Consider the following 15,492-nt stretch of genomic DNA (forward strand, 5'->3'; position numbering starts at 1 on the left):
CTTGTAAGGGATACAACAGGGGTTACGAGTTAAAGCATCTATGATTAGTTTCATAGGTGCTTTTATACGCAGAAAAAATGTTATTATTTTCATAATTTTCGTGGAAAAGGAGGAAAATTGTCCTAAAATATAGAAATAACTCTTGTGATTATTTTACATAAAATTGTATTTGGTAATGGAGGGGATTTTATGTTTGGGACTGTAATTATTGATGCATATAAAAAAGATGAAGCAAATGAAATAGCATATGCTTTAGAAGACTTGTGTTCTCCAAATGATTATTATGGGTGGGCATCAGCAGGAGTATATTGTTTTTGGGATTATTATACAAAGGAAGTACTGTATATTGGGTTGGCTGTAGATTTATGCGAGAGATTTAAACAACATAATGGTATTATAAAAGTAGATGACAATTCTTGTAAGTTGAAACAAATTGAAAAGTATTTTAGTAATAAAGAAAAGTTAGGCTATTCAATATTTGTACAATCAGTGTTATCACAACCAATTGTACACAGAAATGAAAGAAGTTATAGAAAGATATTAGGTGAAAATTTTTCAAGAGAGGACTATGTTGGACAGTTGGGACAACAACATATAAAAGAAGTGGAAGGTATTCTGATAGAGTCATATAGAAAAGTAAATGGTAGTTATCCTAAATGGAATATTATAGGAGGATCTTTAGATGGGCAGAGTGTAGCTACTATAGGAAATTATAGTATTATCAAGGCTTTTAACGATTTTGGATTAAATCCGATTGTTTCTAGGTGTACACTAAGAGAGTTATCACAAAATCCTACATATGAGAGATATGAAAATGATTTACATGCAGTTAGGATGATGGTTTTAAATACTGGAATAAGTTTCGATAAAGCGTTTAAGTTTTATAGTAAAGCTGATATTTTAAATACATATGGTGAAATGATTAATGTTAATTATTTTGAGAAGAAGTTAGTATTGTAAATAAGTAATATTAATATTTAAAATAAGATTGAATTTATGTAGAAGGTTAAAAAGTAATTTAGAATATATTTTGTTTAATATTTTAAAGGAGCTATGTAAAATGAAAAATAAAATTAAAAAATTGCTCGATAAAATAAATTTTAAGAAAATTACTATTATATTATCATTATTATTTTTTATAAGTTTATTAGTACAGAATTTTATAAATTATTATGTAGGTGTTTTCATGAGTTTAACATTAATATTAATGTTAACTATAGATATTATTTTATTTACAATAAAAAGTGTATATAAGGATATTACTAAAATAGCTGTAGTTTTATTTATGTTTACTTACTTTATTTTTTTAGTTATATCATTTGGCAAGTTTATGATATGGATTGTTCCTAAATATTTTCCTAATGAGAAAGAGGTCATCTATAATTTGTTTTCTACATCATTTTCAGCACTCATCACAGCTATCATAGGATTCATAGCTGTTTATTTTGGTGCTGTATATGGAGGAAATAAAGCAACAGAAAATATGGAAAGACAATTTCAAGTTGAAAAAGAAAACCAAGAAAAGATAGAAGAAAAAAATAAAAAGGTTTTAACAAACACTATAGCTAAGCTTATAAAAGAAGAAGTTCAACATAATGCAATTTTAATATATAATACTCATTTTTTTCAGTACTTAGATAAAGGTTATGGTACACAATATGGATATAACTTTAATGAGGAGTTAAAATTTTACGATTATAATAAAATAAAGTATGAATTAATTAAATACTATGAATTAAACATTGTAGAAGAAGTTATAGATTTATATTCTTTATTCTATATATTAAGTAGGAATAAGGATATTAATCAGCTTACTGAAAAAGAATACATAAAAATGACTTCACTAGATGAGAAGCTTAAAAATTTTTTAAAGGAATAACTTAATAATTTATCTTGGAACTCTATGTAAGAGTTCTTTTTCTTTTTATAGAGGAGGTGGCATTGTGAAATTAACACCAAAACAGAAGGCATTTGCTGACTATTATATTGAGTTAGGCAATGCCACTGAAGCTGCTGTTAAAGCAGGATATAGTAAAAAAACAGCTACAGTAATAGGAGCTGAAAACTTAATAAAACCTAATATAAAAAGTTACATAGACCAAAGAATGAGAGAGCTAGATGAAAAGGCTATAGCAAGGCAAGAGGAAGTCCTTAAGTATCTAACTAAGGTTATGAGAGGAGAAGAAACTGAGGAAGTAGTTGTTATAGAGAACATTGGAGACTCTATGAGTGAAGCTAGAATAGTAAAAAAGCAAGTAGGAGCCAAAGATAGAAATAAAGCTGCTGAGCTTTTAGGAAAAAGATATAGACTATTCGTAGATAAAGTTGAAGCAGATGTTAATCAAACAGTTATATTTGAAGGTGAAGATGAGCTTGAAGATTAATATATCTGAAAAGATAGGGAAAGGTTATAGGACCTTTTGGAACTATAAAGGTAGATATAGGGTAGTTAAAGGTGGGAGAGGGAGTAAGAAGTCTACTACCACAGCTCAATGGATAATTTACAACATGATGAAATATCCATTGGCAAACACTTTAGTTATTAGAAGAGTATTTAATACTCACAAAGATAGCACATATACCCAGCTAAAATGGGCTTGTAATAACTTATGTGTAAGCCATTTATGGCATTTTAGTAAGTCTCCTTTAGAAGCTACATATATACCTACAGGACAAAAGATATTATTTAGAGGTCTTGATGATCCTATGAGCATAACCTCTATAACTGTTGAAGTTGGACATCTTTGTTGGTGTTGGTTTGAAGAAGCTTTCCAAGTTATGAATGAAGATGACTTTAACAAGATAGATATGTCAATAAGAGGAGAGCTTCCACAGGGATATTTTAAGCAATTAACACTTACATTTAATCCTTGGAGTGAAAAACATTGGCTTAAAATGAGGTTCTTTGATTGTAAAAGTAATAATGTATTAGCACTTACTACTAATTATATGTGTAATGAGTTTCTTGGAGAAGATGATATAGCTATATTTAATGAAATGAAAGTAAAGAATCCAAGAAGATTTAAGATAGAGGGCCTTGGGGAATGGGGAATAGCTGAGGGGCTTGTATTTAATAACTTTGAGTCTATGGATTTTGATGTATCTGATATAAGTAAAAGACCAGATACAGTATCAGTTTTTGGACTAGACTTTGGCTATACCAATGATCCTACAGCTTTTATAGCAGCATTAGTTGATAAGAAAAATAGTGAAATCTATATTTTTGATGAGTTTTACCAAAAGGCTATGACTAATAAGGATATAGCTGATATGATCAAGTATAAAGGTTATGGTAAAGAAAGAATTAAAGCTGACTGTGCAGAACCTAAATCAATAGATGAAATAAGGCACTTTGGTATAAGAAGGATTAAGGCTGCAAGAAAAGGTAAGGATAGTATCTTATTTGGAATTCAAAGGATACAAAACTATAAAATATATGTACATCCTAGGTGTGAAAATACATTAATAGAGCTAAGTAACTATGTTTGGAGTACTAAGGAAGGACAAGTTAGTAATAAGCCTATTGATGAATACAATCACTTAATGGATGCATTAAGATATGCAACTGAAGATATTGATAAGAAAGGACTTAGAACATTCTAGGTCTTATTTTTATGCCTAAAAGAGGTGATACAGTGGGGTTAAAAGATATATGGAATAAATTAAGGAGAGGGGTTAGGGCTGGTGTTATTGCAATGAAGGAAAATAAAATTAATAATGAATACCTTATAAGTACTATTAATGCTCATAGAAGCTCACAAAAGGTTGATCTTATGCTAAAAGGTGATAGATACTATAAAGTTGAAAATGACATAAAAAGCAGGAGGCTATTTAAAGTTGTAAATGGTAAAAGAGTTGAAGAAACATACAAGGCAAATAATAGGATAGCACATGCAAAGTATAAGAATTTGGTAGATGAAAAGATTAACTATTTATTAGCAAGGGACTATTCCCTAAAATGTAATAATACTGATTATATTAACAAGATCAAGAGCATATTAGGTAAACATTTTCACTATAACCTTAGTGAATTAGGTTATGAAGCCAGCAATAAAGGAATAGCATGGCTTCATTTTTATTTAGAGGATAACAAATTTAAGACTATAGTAATACCTAGTGAGCAATGCATCCCTATATGGGAAGATAAGACACATACAGAGTTAAAAGCTTTAATAAGGGTATATGACGAAGAAGTATGGGAATATAGCAAAGCCAAAATAATTATACACGTTGAATACTGGACACCTGAAGATGTTACATATTATATCCTTGATAATAATTACCTTGTTTATGACTACAACAATAATAACTATGAGAATACAAAAGTATCACATTTTAATAAGGATAATGAGTGGTATGCTTGGGGAAAAGTACCCTTTATTCCTTTCAAAAACAATCACATTGAGATGCCAGATATAAAGTTTGTGAAGACCTTACTTGATAGCTATGATTTATCTAGAAGTGAAGCTGCAAACTATGTTGAAGAAGTTAAGAATCTTATATTTGTCTTAAAAGGATATGGTGGAGAAGATATAGATGATTTTATGAGAAAGCTTAATGAATATAGGGCTGTATTAGTAGATGATCCTCAAGAGGGTGGTGTAGATACATTAACTCCAACTATGGACATTACAGCACTTAAAGAACACTATGAACAACTTAAAAGAGATATTATTGAAGATGGACAAAGTGTTAATAAGGACTTAGATAAATTTGGATCAGCACCTTCAGGAGTAGCATTAAAGTTTATGTATAGTGGATTGGACCTTAAATGTAATGCACTTGAAACACAGTTTAAAATGGGATTTGAAATGTTATTGTATTTTATAAATATTTATCTAAGTGAAATAGGCGAAGGTACATATGAGAACATTGATGTAGATATTATTTTTAATAGGGATATTGAGATAAATGAAAGTGAGACAATAGATAATTGTCAAAAGTCTAAAGGAGTTATTTCAGATAAAACTATTCTCGCTAATCACCCTTGGGTTAAAGACATAGAGTTAGAAAAGAAAGAGCTTGAAAGTCAAAAACAAGAGAGTCTACCATTTAAGGATAAGGTGCCATTAGCAGAAGTTGGTGAGGTTGATGAGTAAAAATAGTAAGTACTGGGAAAGTAGAATTGCTAATAATACTTGGAGTATATACAACAGCTTAGAAGAAAAAAATAAAGCTATTCTTGAAATGTATCAGGAAGCGTACTATCACTTATCAGAGGAGTTATATAGGGTTGCTGAGAAAATAAATGGAGGAAAACCTAATCTTACAGATATGCATAAACATAATAGATTATCACTACTTAAGAAAAAGTTTGAGGACATTATAGAAGAATTAGTAGATAATGTAGAGAGCTTAACAAAGGAGGCTATGTTCAAAGCATTTTCTGATAACTACAAGAATATAATGAAATCACTTGATCTTGGAGATTTTGCAGAAGTAAATCAAGCTTTAATGGAAGAGTTACTAGAAAAGCCTTGGCAAGGTAGTTTCTTTAGTAAAAGGCTTTGGAAAAACACATCTATACTGGCCAGTAACTTAAATGAGTTTTTAACTCAAGGACTTATACAAGGTAAAACAATAGCTGAAATAAGTATAGGGTTAGGTAATTTAATGCAGCAAGGATTTAATGTTACCCATAGGCTAGTTAGAACAGAGGCAATGCATTATTTAAATCAAAGTAGCCATAGAGCATATGAAGACGCAGGAATAGAAAAGGTGCAGGTATGGGCTGCTAAGGATGAAAGAACTTGCAAAGTGTGTGGTAAGAAACATGGAAAAATATATTTTGTAGATAAGTCTCCTATTCTACCTTTACATTCAAATTGCAGGTGTACATATATACCAATTGTAGACTAAGCACTTACTTAGAAGTAGGTGCTTTTAGTTTTGTCTTTTTTCTATAGGAGCAGACGTAAAAGAACAACTATAGTAACTATATTTGAGAAGAGAACTCGTAAAAATCGTAAATATAGGAGGATAGAAGCATGAAATTTGAAGAACTATTAAAGGCTCAAGGTCTTTCAGATGAGCAGATTACAGGTGTTTTGAGAGATATGAAGTATAACAAAATTTATACTACATCTCTAGAAAATGCAGATGAAAGATACCAAAAGCTGAAAGGACAAAAGGAAGACATACAAGGTCAATTAGATACAGCGAATTCAACTATTAAAGAACTTAAAAAGAATAATGCTGATAATGAAGCTTTACAAAAGACAATAAAAGATCATGAAGCTACTATTGAAACACTTAAAAAAGATAGCGAAGCTAAAATAAGAAATATAACTTTAGATAGTGCTATTAATAATTTACTTCTGAAAAACAATGCTAAACATTCAGATTTACTTTTAGGTAAGTTTGATAGAGATAAGTTAGTTATAAAAGAAGATGGTTCAATAGAAGGCTTAGAGGAGCAGTTTAAAGGTATGAAAGAAACATATAAGGATTTATTCCAGGTATCTTTAGGCGGTAAAAAGCCAGCTAATCCAGATACAAGTGGATTTAGTAATAACACATATGAAGCATTATTAAACAATGCTGATAATATGACAGCTGAGGAAGTGGCAGAACAATTTAGTAAATTAAATAAATAGGAAAGAAGGTAATATAAGTGGCAGTGGATAATTTTAAACCAACATTATGGGAAGGAGCATTAATTGCAAACTTTCATTCAGTATCAAAAGCAGATGCTCTTTCAACTAAACCAAGTGATATAAAGGGAAAAACGGTAACATTTAATAGAGTTGGAGCAGGGCAAGTAAAAGATTATACAGGAACTATATCATGGGACAGTATAGCTACAACACCAATAGAAATGACATTTGATAAGAAGAAGTACTTTGCTTTTTCACTTGATGATTGTGATAAGGTACAACTTAAAGCAGATGTAATGGCAGTTACTACTGCAGAACATGCAGCAGTTTTAGCGGAGACCTATGATACAGATTTCTTTACAACATTAATAGCAGGAGTTAAAGCGGGTAATTCAATAGGTTCAACCTCAAATAAAAAGCAACTGACACCAAGAAATGCGTATGATTACATTGTAGACCTTGGAACAGTGCTTGCGAATAACAAAGTTCCTTCAAAAGATAGGTTTGTAACTGTATCAGCTGATGTATTAGGACTCCTATCAAAGGACCCTAGATTTACATCTAATCCAAATGTGCTCGAAAATGGTGTAGTAGAAGGTCAAAGAATAAATGGAATGCAAGTTGTTCAATCTCAGGAACTACCAGTAAATAAAATCGTTGCTCATCATAAGTCAGCTATAGGAGCTGCAAAGCAAATAGATGAGGTAGAAGCTATGAGATTACAATCAGCTTTTGCAGATGGGATAAGAGGACTTTGTATGTATGGGTCTAAGGTTCTAAGAGAAGAAGCTATAGCTGTTTTACACTATACTGTAGGGACTATTGATGATATTCCAGCAACTAAGGTTGAAATAACTAATACAACATCAAACCCAGTAAACACTAAAGAAGTAACAGGAGTTTAATTAATGTAAGTGCTATAGTATAATATTGGTAATTATTATTAAAGGAGTTGATAGATAAAATTATGAGGCTACCCTCAAGAATAGCAATTACAATACTTTTAATAATAAGTATTGTAGGACTATTTTTACCGTGGTTTTTCTTTAGTAGAACGGAAGATTACAGTAATGGATGGTCATGGATGAATATTTGTATGATAATTGGATATGTAGGATCATTAGTATCAAGTGCCATGATATTTATGAAAAAGGGTTCAGTAGACATAGAAATGTTAAACTTTCTATGTATGATTTTAATAATAATATCATGCATATATGAATTCCTCACATGGCATGTAGAAACAATTACAGGAAGTATGAATTTAAGAATTAGTATTGAAAATACACATTATGGATTCTATGTAACCTTAATAAGTATAAGCCTTGCAGTAATAGTATACATATATAACTTAATGAGAAAAAGGATATAAAAAAGTATGCCTAGCATTTTAGATAATTAAATTGCTAGGTATGTTTTAGTATGAGAATAGCCTAATATAGATATTGTTTCATTTAATAGCAGAACTTTTTATAATATGTTCTTAAAATTTATGAATTTATTTGGACATGTTTTGGAAAGGTGGTATGCTATATTCAAAGATTCATATCGTAGTAGTTTTATATTGTGAAAGGGGAAATATTCTAAATATGTTTATAACTATGATAGTACAAGGTGCAGGATATGGTAATTATGAAGTTTTGGGTCAGCAAGAATTTCATAGCGGAATATCTGTTGTACCGAGAAAAGGCGACCATATAAAAGTTGGAAATATGTTTATGAGCAAAATTGTAGAATTTGTTCAATTGGATTATAAAGAACAAATAATAAGGGTGTTCGTAAAATAAGGATGTTATAACATAACAGTTGTAGATTACGTATTAACAGAAACTCATAGGTAACTACTAACTACTATAAAGGGGGACTTAATATTAAAACTAACAGATTTAGCTTCATCTTATATACAATTTCTGGATTATTGATTTTCATCTCTATATTCATAGTTTTAGCTATGGAAATTACCTTCAGTTCATTTTGGAGTAAATTAATTATTAGTACAGCACTTACTTTAGTTATAGTAGGGAAAATAGTAACTATAATTAAAAAGAGTAAAAGTGATAGAAATATTTCAAAGGATGTTGGTATTATTATAGGACTTTTAATTGTATTGGTATCAAGACTTTTAAAATAAAATCTATATAAGGCTGGTACTTTAAATGAAAGAGGTATTGAAATAAAACAAAACAAGCAATTATTCTTTACAAGAATTCTTTATGGAATATTTATAATTGTAGCTATAATTTCACTTTTTATTGTTTATAAAGATATAGACAGTTAAAGCTAATAATTTTATTTATTTTGTTTAGCTTTTTAAATTATATTTGTGACTATGTACTAAGACCGTCAAAAATAAATTTATTTGAAGAACTTTCTAGAGCGTTGGCTTTAGCTTTTGGCATCTCTTTTTTTGATGTTACATTTTTAAAAAAAGATAATAACTAAGTACTACGCAATATGTTTATTTTACGACTTAAAGATAAAGTGAATGCTTTGTAAAAATACCGTATTATTCAGGTTTGAATTTTAGGGTATTTTTTATGTCATAAAATAAGGATGTTATAGCGGTACATTTTTATATTTTGAAATACTAGGAATAGAAATGCTCCTTTTTTATTTCTCTTAGAATTGTGTAATAAAATTAAAGGTTATGAATGCTCATAGGCAAATAAAAAGTGATGTATTTATCACAAATACCTTGACTAGTTTGCATATAAGTGATATATTTATCACATAAGTTATAAATATATCACAAGGAGGATTTACAATGATAAGTTTGAAAAGTAGATATTTATTGACCAAGGTATTATGGGGTATTTTGTTTATAATTACTGGGATAGCAAAGATTATAATGAATCAAACTACAAATTCAACAATAGAAACTATTATAAATATTGTATGTTGGATTATGTTTATAATAGTAATAGCAATAAGTTTTTTTAGAAGAAAGGAAAAAGTTGAACCAGAAGATGAGTTGGCTACTTTAAATAAATTAAAAGCAAAATCTTTGATATATGATACAATTTTTGTTCTCATGGTAATTTATCTTGTGTTTGGAAGAAGCTTTTCTTTAACAGTTAATTCTGGAGTAGCATTTATTGGATTGGGTTTATTTCAGATATTTGAATATATATTTTTTGAACACTATGAAAAAAAGCAGTTGGTGGATGATTATGAGTAAATTAAGAACATATATATCTGTATATCGAAAAGAAAAAAATATGCAACAGGATGAATTGGCAGAGCTAGTAGGTGTTCGACGTGAAACTATATCACGATTAGAAAAGGGACTATATAATCCATCTCTAAAACTTGCATATGATATTGCCAAAGTATTTGGAGTTACGATTGAAAAATTATTTGAATTTTATGAAGAGGATAATTTAGAATCTAAGTAAACGACCATATTTTAATACGTTTTTAATAATATATTCAAAAACCAGCAAGTATATTGTTGGTTTTTTATTTTTTAGGTGGTGATTAACATAGAACAAAGAATTTTAGAATCTTTAAGATTAAGAATAAATAACATAAATGAATCCTTAATTAATGATCTAATTAAAGATACTGTTGAGGAAGTCAAAGAGTATATAAACTTTTCAGAAGGAGATTTAATGCCTTTAGGATGTGAAAGTATAGTAAAAGACTTAGTAGTTATTAAGTATAATAAACAGGGCTCTGAGGGATTACAAAGTGAAAGTTATGGTGGAATAAGCCAGAGTTATTTAGATGATATTCCAAAGGACATTAAAAGAAGACTTAATAGATATAGGAAGCTTCCTAGAGGTTATTGATATGGCTATTATAAGAGATATGCAGCCTTATATACTTGAAGAAAAGGTAACGTATAGAACACCTAGTAAATTTTTAAAAGAGGTTTGGATAGAGATTAAATCTATTGACGTTGCTATATATGAAAATGATGATAGGATCAATACTCAAAGCGTTAGGTTCAATAGTAGTACCCATACAGGACTTACTAATTATAAGGAGATTAAAGAGGGTAGAAATAGGATAAGAAAAGGAGAAGTAATATATACCATACTTTCATGTAAAACAAGAGGAAGGTTAACTACATTACTTTTGAAGGTGGTAGATACAGATGTCTAATAAAGAATTTAATCAAAGCATAGACAATGCAACTTTTAAAATAATTCAAGAGGTTAGTAAAAATTTAAGAAAAGCATGCCTTCTTGTTGAAGCAGATGCAAAGAAAAACTGTCCTGTAGATATGGGTTATTTGAGAGCTTCAATGTTTTCAAACGTGAAGATAGAAAGCAATGAACTAATAGGGTTTATAACTAACAATTCTAGTTATGCACCATATGTTCATAATGGAACAGGTATATATGCTAAAGATGGAACAGGTAGAAAAACACCTTGGGGTTATGTTGTTAAGTCAGGTAAATATAAAGGATATCATTTTACTGTAGGGCAAAAGCCCAATCCTTTCTTAGAAAAAGCTAGAGATAAGAATAGGGATAAGATCTTAAAGTTATTAGGAGGTAAATAGCTGTGGAAATAGATATTATTGAGTATATAGAATCCTGTGTACCTAGTTTAAAAGACAATCTATATCCTTTGTTCACAGTTGAAGCTGATAAGACAACAGGGGTATTTTCTTTTAAACCATTAAGTGGAGGACATATAAAGGAAACTCAACTAGAATTTAAGATAATTGGACTTGATTATGATGAAGTTAAGATTATAGAAAAGCAAATAATAGATATTTTAGATATAGAAGAAGATGAAGCCTCTATTACTTATGGATCTACTTATTTTAGAAGTAGCCTAAGTGGTGGAGGTATTTTATTTAGAGATGATTTACAGATGTATGAGGATACGCTGTACTTCATAATTAGATGGAGGTGCATATAGTGGCTAAGGATGTAAATGAAATTGTAATGGGAGCTGGTGAGCTTTATTTACAGGAATTTAGTGGAGATACAATACCTGATCATGCAACTATAGAAACAGATGTAAACAATGTTGGGCATACATCAGGTGGTGCTAGTTTTGAATATAAGCCTGAAAAGTATGATGTAATAAATAGTTACGGTAATGCTGTAAAGTCAGTTATTACAAAGGAAGAATGTACATTTAAGAGTGGAATACTAACTTGGGATTTAGAAAAGATAAAACTTCTTAGTACAGCAGAGTTAACTACAGACTCAACTAAGAATTTAAAAAAGCTAACATTCAAAGGTGGAGGATCACTTAAAAACATTCTTGTTAGATTTGTTCATACTAAAGATGATGGTAAGAAAATAAGACTTACTATGATTGCAACAGCAGGTAATGGATTTACAATGGATTTTTCAGGTGAAAAGGAAACTGTTGTTGATGCAGAATTAACAGCAATTCAATATATTAAGAACTTTTTAGCAGAAATCGAAGAAGAAGTAACACCAGTAATTTAGGAGGTAAAACATGATAAACTTAGATGTTCTAATGGAAAAAACAATTGACTTTACCTTAAAAGGTAAGCTTATTAGGGTTCAACAACCTACATTAAAGATGATAAAGAAGTTCGCTGCAATAGAAAAAGATGCAGATATAGATAAACAAATAGAGGTTATAACAGAAATATTGAATAACAATTCTTCTAATATAAAGCTAGAAAAATCTGATATAGAGGAATTAAATCAGCCTGCACTCATGGCAATACTTGAAGCTATTACAAACAACATCAAAGAAGCAGATAACAACCCAAACTAGTATTGCCCATTCCTAAAGGAATAGCTGGAGAGGCTATTTTAGAAAAGTACTTTCCATCAGAGGAATGGGAAAATAACATATTTTGTAGTACAGGTGAATTAAAGGCTATTAGTGATTACACAGGACTCAATTTTAAGGAGATTGAGTCCTTAACTTATGTAGAATACTTACTCTTTAAAAAAGACGCTTGGGTATTCAACTTAAAGCAAAGTGAAAATGGACAAGAATTTCTTAAAACTTTATATAGGTTAAGACAAACCAAAGCTGATATAAACGCTATAAGAAAATTTAATGAAAGGAGGGGGTAGGATGTGGTAGGAGGAATAACATTAGCACCTTTGTTAACAGAAATAAAAGTTAAACTAAATAGCTTTAAATCAGAAATGGATAAGGCCAAAGCAATTGCAAATACAAAGGTAGAAGAAATGCAAAAAAAGTTTCAGGGGCTACAAAATAGTGGTGAAAGACTACAGTCTGTAGGAACTAAGCTTACTATAATGGGAGCAGCAGGAGTTACTGCCATTGCTGGACTTGTTAAAAAAGGAGCTGAATGGAATGCACAGGTTGCAGGAACAGAGTTTCTTTATAAAAACCTTGATAAATCGGTTCAACAAACAATAAAAAGCAATATGGCAAATGCAGAAACAATAGCTTTAACAGAGCAACAATATAAAGATGCAGCTACAACTATGGCTACATACTATACTAATATGGGGTTTACTGCTAAAGAAACTTCAAAACTATCAGGAGAAACTATGAATCTAGTAGCAGACCTTGCAGCAGTTACCGATATGCCCTTTGATGAGGCTATGGGAAGATTTAAGTCAGGGTTAATGGGCAACTATGAGGCCTTAGATGCCTTTAGTATAAATATATCCGCCAATATGCTTGAGAATAGTAAATATGTTAAGTCATTAGGCAAGACTTGGAACCAACTTTCAGAGAATGAAAAAATGATGGCGGTTTACAATGAAATCCAAAGACAAGGGTCAAGTGCTACTGGACTTGCTGCACAAGAAGCAGGTGGATTTGGTATGCAATTAAAGCTTGTAAAACAGCAGATTTCAGAACTACTTGGAAAACTTGGAGAAACTTTATTACCAGTGCTAGAGCCTTTTTTAGTAAAGTTAAAAGAAATGGTAGAAAGGTTTAGTGAATGGGCAGATAAGAATCCAGAGGTGGTTAGGACAATATTAACCATTGTTACTGCTTTAAGTGGAATATTACTAATAGTAGGACCTATAATTACAATTTTAGGTTCTCTCATTACAAATATAGGTGCAATTATTACAGGCTTTACCGCAGTAAGTACTGTTGTAACAAGTGCCGGTGGTGCTATTGCATTACTTTCTAATCCCATAGGTATAGCTATTGGTGTCATTGGACTATTAGTGGCTGCGGTTATGACTGATTTTTGTGGAATAAGGGAAACTATATCATCTGTTATGAGTTCAATTATGACTATAATAAAAACGATATTAGAAAGAATAATGTATATATGGAATACTGACTTTATGGGTATCAAGACATTTATTACGGGTATTTGGGAAGCTATTAAAGTAGTATTTTCTACCGCATTTAATGTGATAAAAGGGTATTTTGATATATTTGTTAAGATCTTTAAGGGAGATTGGAAAGGTGCATGGGAAAGTATTAAAAATGTATCTTCTATAATTTGGGAAGGTATAAAGAAACTTTTCGCCATATTTCTAAATCTTATTGTAGATACGCTATTAAGTATAGGAGTTAGTTTATATGCAGCGGCTAAGACTACTTTTAATAGAATCAAAGAAGGTTTTAGTTTTATATGGAGTAAAATTAAAGAATGGTTTAGTAAAGCTATAAAAGATCCTATAGGGACTATTAAAAGTATAGGTAGCAGTATGTATAGTGCAGGGAAAGATTTATTTAACCATCTATGGGACGGTATAAAATCAATATGGACAAGCATTAAAAACTGGGTATCAGACAAAGTAAATTGGCTAGTTGATAAGGTTAAGTTTTGGGATAAGGAATCAGATAAAATGGCTGCAAGCAAAGTAAATGGTTCACATTATAATGGATTGTCCTATGTACCCTTTGATGGTTATACAGCTAGGCTTCATAAAGGAGAAAGAGTTTTAACAGCAGCAGAAAATAGAGAGTATTCACAAGGAATTGGTAGAGGTTCTACTATAGAAGTATACAATAATTTCTATGGAAAAACAGAAAGCCCTTATGAAATAGCAAAAGCTACTAGAAGAAGTTTAGTAGGATTAAATTTTGCATAGAAGGAGGTTAATACATAATGTACACGACTATAGCTATAATTAATGAAATTAAGAAAAATTATGTGACTATTAATACATATCTTAAAGGTGATACAGGTATTGTATTAACATCCTTTGAAGATAATCAACTTAAAGGTGAGGTAAGTACAGTTAAAGGAATTAATCAATATGGAACAACTATAACTACCACAACTTTAGGTAATAGAGACATTGATATGCAGGGAGTTATAATTGCTAATAATAGAAAAGAAATAGAGATAATTAAAAGAGATTTAATTGCAACACTTAATCCACTAGATGATATAGTCATAAAGTATACAGATGATAATATAAACAAGGAGATACAGGCAAGAGCTTCATCAGTGCCAATGTTTGATAGTAACTATAAGCTAAATAGTGAATGTTTATTAGGATTTAAAGTATCCTTTGATTGTTATTCTCCATTTTGGCAGGATACAGAAAAAACTATAGTCAATATAGGAACATGGTTAGATAAATTCGAGTTTCCTTTTATGCTAGATGACACTGCTGGAATAGAGTTTGGAACAAAGGGACCTAATGAAATAGAATTTATTAATAATGGAGATGTTGATGCAGCACTAGAAGTAGTATTTATAGGACCAGCTTTAAATCCAAAAGTTACACTTAGTGATAATGAGTTTATAAAAGTGAATAAGAACATATTAGATCAAGAAATGCTTTATATATCTACTGCTTATGGAAATAAGCGAGTAGAAATTACTAAAGCAGATGGAGCTATTGAAAATGCCTACAATTACATAGACATTTTTAGTAGCTTTTTTAATTTAAAAGAAGGTTATAACAAAATAACATATAGCACAGAGGATAACAGTGTGCCTCAAAATGTTTTTATAAAATATAAGAATCAGTACTTGAGTTTATAGGAGGTG

General features: G+C 30.2%; 22 protein-coding genes. All 22 read left to right on the forward strand.

Annotated elements, in window-relative coordinates; translation table 11 throughout:
* The first annotated feature begins 189 nt into the window (after positions 1–189).
* The 22 genes from CLCY_RS10110 to CLCY_RS10215 all read left to right on the forward strand — a co-directional run bounded on the left by CLCY_RS10110 (position 190) and on the right by CLCY_RS10215 (position 15,486).
* A complete protein-coding gene (locus tag CLCY_RS10110) occupies positions 190–960 on the forward strand; it encodes a GIY-YIG nuclease family protein (protein ID WP_048571004.1) in 771 nt (256 codons plus the stop codon).
* A 226-nt stretch (positions 961–1,186) separates the two neighbouring features.
* Positions 1,187–1,879: a hypothetical protein gene (locus tag CLCY_RS10115; RefSeq protein ID WP_152668150.1), complete on the forward strand. Its 693-nt coding sequence runs from the start codon at positions 1,187–1,189 to the stop codon at positions 1,877–1,879.
* Positions 1,880–1,943: 64 nt separating this feature from the next.
* Positions 1,944–2,384 carry a terminase small subunit gene (locus CLCY_RS10120; RefSeq protein WP_048571006.1) on the forward strand — a complete coding sequence of 147 codons (441 nt, stop codon included), beginning with the start codon at positions 1,944–1,946 and terminating at the stop codon, positions 2,382–2,384.
* Positions 2,368–3,603 (forward strand): PBSX family phage terminase large subunit, encoded by a 1,236-nt coding sequence (locus CLCY_RS10125; RefSeq protein ID WP_242844966.1) that lies wholly within the window; start codon positions 2,368–2,370, stop codon positions 3,601–3,603. The genes CLCY_RS10120 and CLCY_RS10125 overlap by 17 nt, the downstream gene beginning before the upstream one ends.
* 32 nt (positions 3,604–3,635) lie before the next feature.
* Positions 3,636–5,099 carry a phage portal protein gene (locus CLCY_RS10130; RefSeq protein WP_053083309.1) on the forward strand — a complete coding sequence of 488 codons (1,464 nt, stop codon included), beginning with the start codon at positions 3,636–3,638 and terminating at the stop codon, positions 5,097–5,099.
* Positions 5,092–5,859, forward strand: coding sequence for a minor capsid protein (locus CLCY_RS10135; RefSeq protein ID WP_048571008.1), 768 nt, complete (start codon positions 5,092–5,094; stop codon positions 5,857–5,859). The genes CLCY_RS10130 and CLCY_RS10135 overlap by 8 nt, the downstream gene beginning before the upstream one ends.
* Before the next feature lie 128 nt (positions 5,860–5,987).
* A complete protein-coding gene (locus CLCY_RS10140) occupies positions 5,988–6,596 on the forward strand; it encodes a phage scaffolding protein (protein WP_048571009.1) in 609 nt (202 codons plus the stop codon).
* A 17-nt stretch (positions 6,597–6,613) separates the two neighbouring features.
* Positions 6,614–7,501 carry a phage capsid protein gene (locus tag CLCY_RS10145; RefSeq protein WP_048571010.1) on the forward strand — a complete coding sequence of 296 codons (888 nt, stop codon included), beginning with the start codon at positions 6,614–6,616 and terminating at the stop codon, positions 7,499–7,501.
* A gap of 62 nt (positions 7,502–7,563) precedes the next feature.
* Positions 7,564–7,968, forward strand: coding sequence for a hypothetical protein (locus CLCY_RS10150; RefSeq protein ID WP_048571011.1), 405 nt, complete (start codon positions 7,564–7,566; stop codon positions 7,966–7,968).
* Between the two features lie 217 nt (positions 7,969–8,185).
* A complete protein-coding gene (locus CLCY_RS10155) occupies positions 8,186–8,383 on the forward strand; it encodes a hypothetical protein (RefSeq protein ID WP_048571012.1) in 198 nt (65 codons plus the stop codon).
* Positions 8,384–8,547: 164 nt separating this feature from the next.
* Complete coding sequence (locus CLCY_RS10160) at positions 8,548–8,727, forward strand: hypothetical protein (RefSeq protein WP_048571013.1); 180 nt, start codon at positions 8,548–8,550, stop codon at positions 8,725–8,727.
* Between the two features lie 633 nt (positions 8,728–9,360).
* Positions 9,361–9,774, forward strand: a complete 414-nt coding sequence (locus CLCY_RS10165; protein WP_048571014.1) for a hypothetical protein — start codon at positions 9,361–9,363, stop codon at positions 9,772–9,774.
* Positions 9,767–9,991, forward strand: coding sequence for a helix-turn-helix transcriptional regulator (locus tag CLCY_RS10170; protein WP_048571015.1), 225 nt, complete (start codon positions 9,767–9,769; stop codon positions 9,989–9,991). The genes CLCY_RS10165 and CLCY_RS10170 overlap by 8 nt, the downstream gene beginning before the upstream one ends.
* A gap of 75 nt (positions 9,992–10,066) precedes the next feature.
* Positions 10,067–10,387 carry a phage head-tail connector protein gene (locus tag CLCY_RS10175; protein ID WP_048571016.1) on the forward strand — a complete coding sequence of 107 codons (321 nt, stop codon included), beginning with the start codon at positions 10,067–10,069 and terminating at the stop codon, positions 10,385–10,387.
* Between the two features lies 1 nt (position 10,388).
* Positions 10,389–10,703 carry a hypothetical protein gene (locus tag CLCY_RS10180; protein ID WP_048571017.1) on the forward strand — a complete coding sequence of 105 codons (315 nt, stop codon included), beginning with the start codon at positions 10,389–10,391 and terminating at the stop codon, positions 10,701–10,703.
* A complete protein-coding gene (locus CLCY_RS10185) occupies positions 10,696–11,106 on the forward strand; it encodes an HK97-gp10 family putative phage morphogenesis protein (protein ID WP_048571018.1) in 411 nt (136 codons plus the stop codon). Before CLCY_RS10180 ends, CLCY_RS10185 begins: the two co-directional genes overlap by 8 nt.
* Positions 11,107–11,108: 2 nt before the next feature.
* On the forward strand, positions 11,109–11,471 hold the full coding sequence (locus CLCY_RS10190; protein ID WP_048571019.1) for a hypothetical protein: 363 nt from the start codon (positions 11,109–11,111) through the stop codon (positions 11,469–11,471).
* Positions 11,471–12,013: a hypothetical protein gene (locus CLCY_RS10195; RefSeq protein WP_242844967.1), complete on the forward strand. Its 543-nt coding sequence runs from the start codon at positions 11,471–11,473 to the stop codon at positions 12,011–12,013. Before CLCY_RS10190 ends, CLCY_RS10195 begins: the two co-directional genes overlap by 1 nt.
* A 10-nt stretch (positions 12,014–12,023) precedes the next feature.
* The gene (locus CLCY_RS10200) at positions 12,024–12,311 is read left to right on the forward strand and encodes a hypothetical protein (RefSeq protein ID WP_048571021.1); all 288 of its coding nucleotides are present in this window, start codon (positions 12,024–12,026) and stop codon (positions 12,309–12,311) included.
* A 2-nt stretch (positions 12,312–12,313) separates the two neighbouring features.
* A complete protein-coding gene (locus CLCY_RS10205) occupies positions 12,314–12,619 on the forward strand; it encodes a hypothetical protein (protein ID WP_242844968.1) in 306 nt (101 codons plus the stop codon).
* A 3-nt stretch (positions 12,620–12,622) separates the two neighbouring features.
* Positions 12,623–14,581 carry a phage tail tape measure protein gene (locus CLCY_RS10210; RefSeq protein ID WP_048571022.1) on the forward strand — a complete coding sequence of 653 codons (1,959 nt, stop codon included), beginning with the start codon at positions 12,623–12,625 and terminating at the stop codon, positions 14,579–14,581.
* A 17-nt stretch (positions 14,582–14,598) separates the two neighbouring features.
* A complete protein-coding gene (locus CLCY_RS10215; RefSeq protein WP_048571023.1) occupies positions 14,599–15,486 on the forward strand; it encodes a phage distal tail protein in 888 nt (295 codons plus the stop codon).
* Positions 15,487–15,492 lie beyond the last annotated feature (6 nt).

It is taken from the genome of Clostridium cylindrosporum DSM 605 (genome assembly GCF_001047375.1).
Classification (GTDB): domain Bacteria; phylum Bacillota; class Clostridia; order Clostridiales; family Caloramatoraceae; genus Clostridium_AB; species Clostridium_AB cylindrosporum.

Coding starts and splice junctions, on each gene's coding strand:
- CLCY_RS10110 (WP_048571004.1), top strand. CDS start 190: ATGTTTGGGACTGTAATTATTGATGCATATAAAAAAGATGAAGCAAAT.
- CLCY_RS10115 (WP_152668150.1), top strand. CDS start 1,187: ATGAGTTTAACATTAATATTAATGTTAACTATAGATATTATTTTATTT.
- CLCY_RS10125 (WP_242844966.1), top strand. CDS start 2,368: ATGAGCTTGAAGATTAATATATCTGAAAAGATAGGGAAAGGTTATAGG.
- CLCY_RS10135 (WP_048571008.1), top strand. CDS start 5,092: ATGAGTAAAAATAGTAAGTACTGGGAAAGTAGAATTGCTAATAATACT.
- CLCY_RS10140 (WP_048571009.1), top strand. CDS start 5,988: ATGAAATTTGAAGAACTATTAAAGGCTCAAGGTCTTTCAGATGAGCAG.
- CLCY_RS10150 (WP_048571011.1), top strand. CDS start 7,564: ATGAGGCTACCCTCAAGAATAGCAATTACAATACTTTTAATAATAAGT.
- CLCY_RS10155 (WP_048571012.1), top strand. CDS start 8,186: ATGTTTATAACTATGATAGTACAAGGTGCAGGATATGGTAATTATGAA.
- CLCY_RS10160 (WP_048571013.1), top strand. CDS start 8,548: ATGGAAATTACCTTCAGTTCATTTTGGAGTAAATTAATTATTAGTACA.
- CLCY_RS10165 (WP_048571014.1), top strand. CDS start 9,361: ATGATAAGTTTGAAAAGTAGATATTTATTGACCAAGGTATTATGGGGT.
- CLCY_RS10170 (WP_048571015.1), top strand. CDS start 9,767: ATGAGTAAATTAAGAACATATATATCTGTATATCGAAAAGAAAAAAAT.
- CLCY_RS10180 (WP_048571017.1), top strand. CDS start 10,389: ATGGCTATTATAAGAGATATGCAGCCTTATATACTTGAAGAAAAGGTA.
- CLCY_RS10185 (WP_048571018.1), top strand. CDS start 10,696: ATGTCTAATAAAGAATTTAATCAAAGCATAGACAATGCAACTTTTAAA.
- CLCY_RS10200 (WP_048571021.1), top strand. CDS start 12,024: ATGATAAACTTAGATGTTCTAATGGAAAAAACAATTGACTTTACCTTA.
- CLCY_RS10215 (WP_048571023.1), top strand. CDS start 14,599: ATGTACACGACTATAGCTATAATTAATGAAATTAAGAAAAATTATGTG.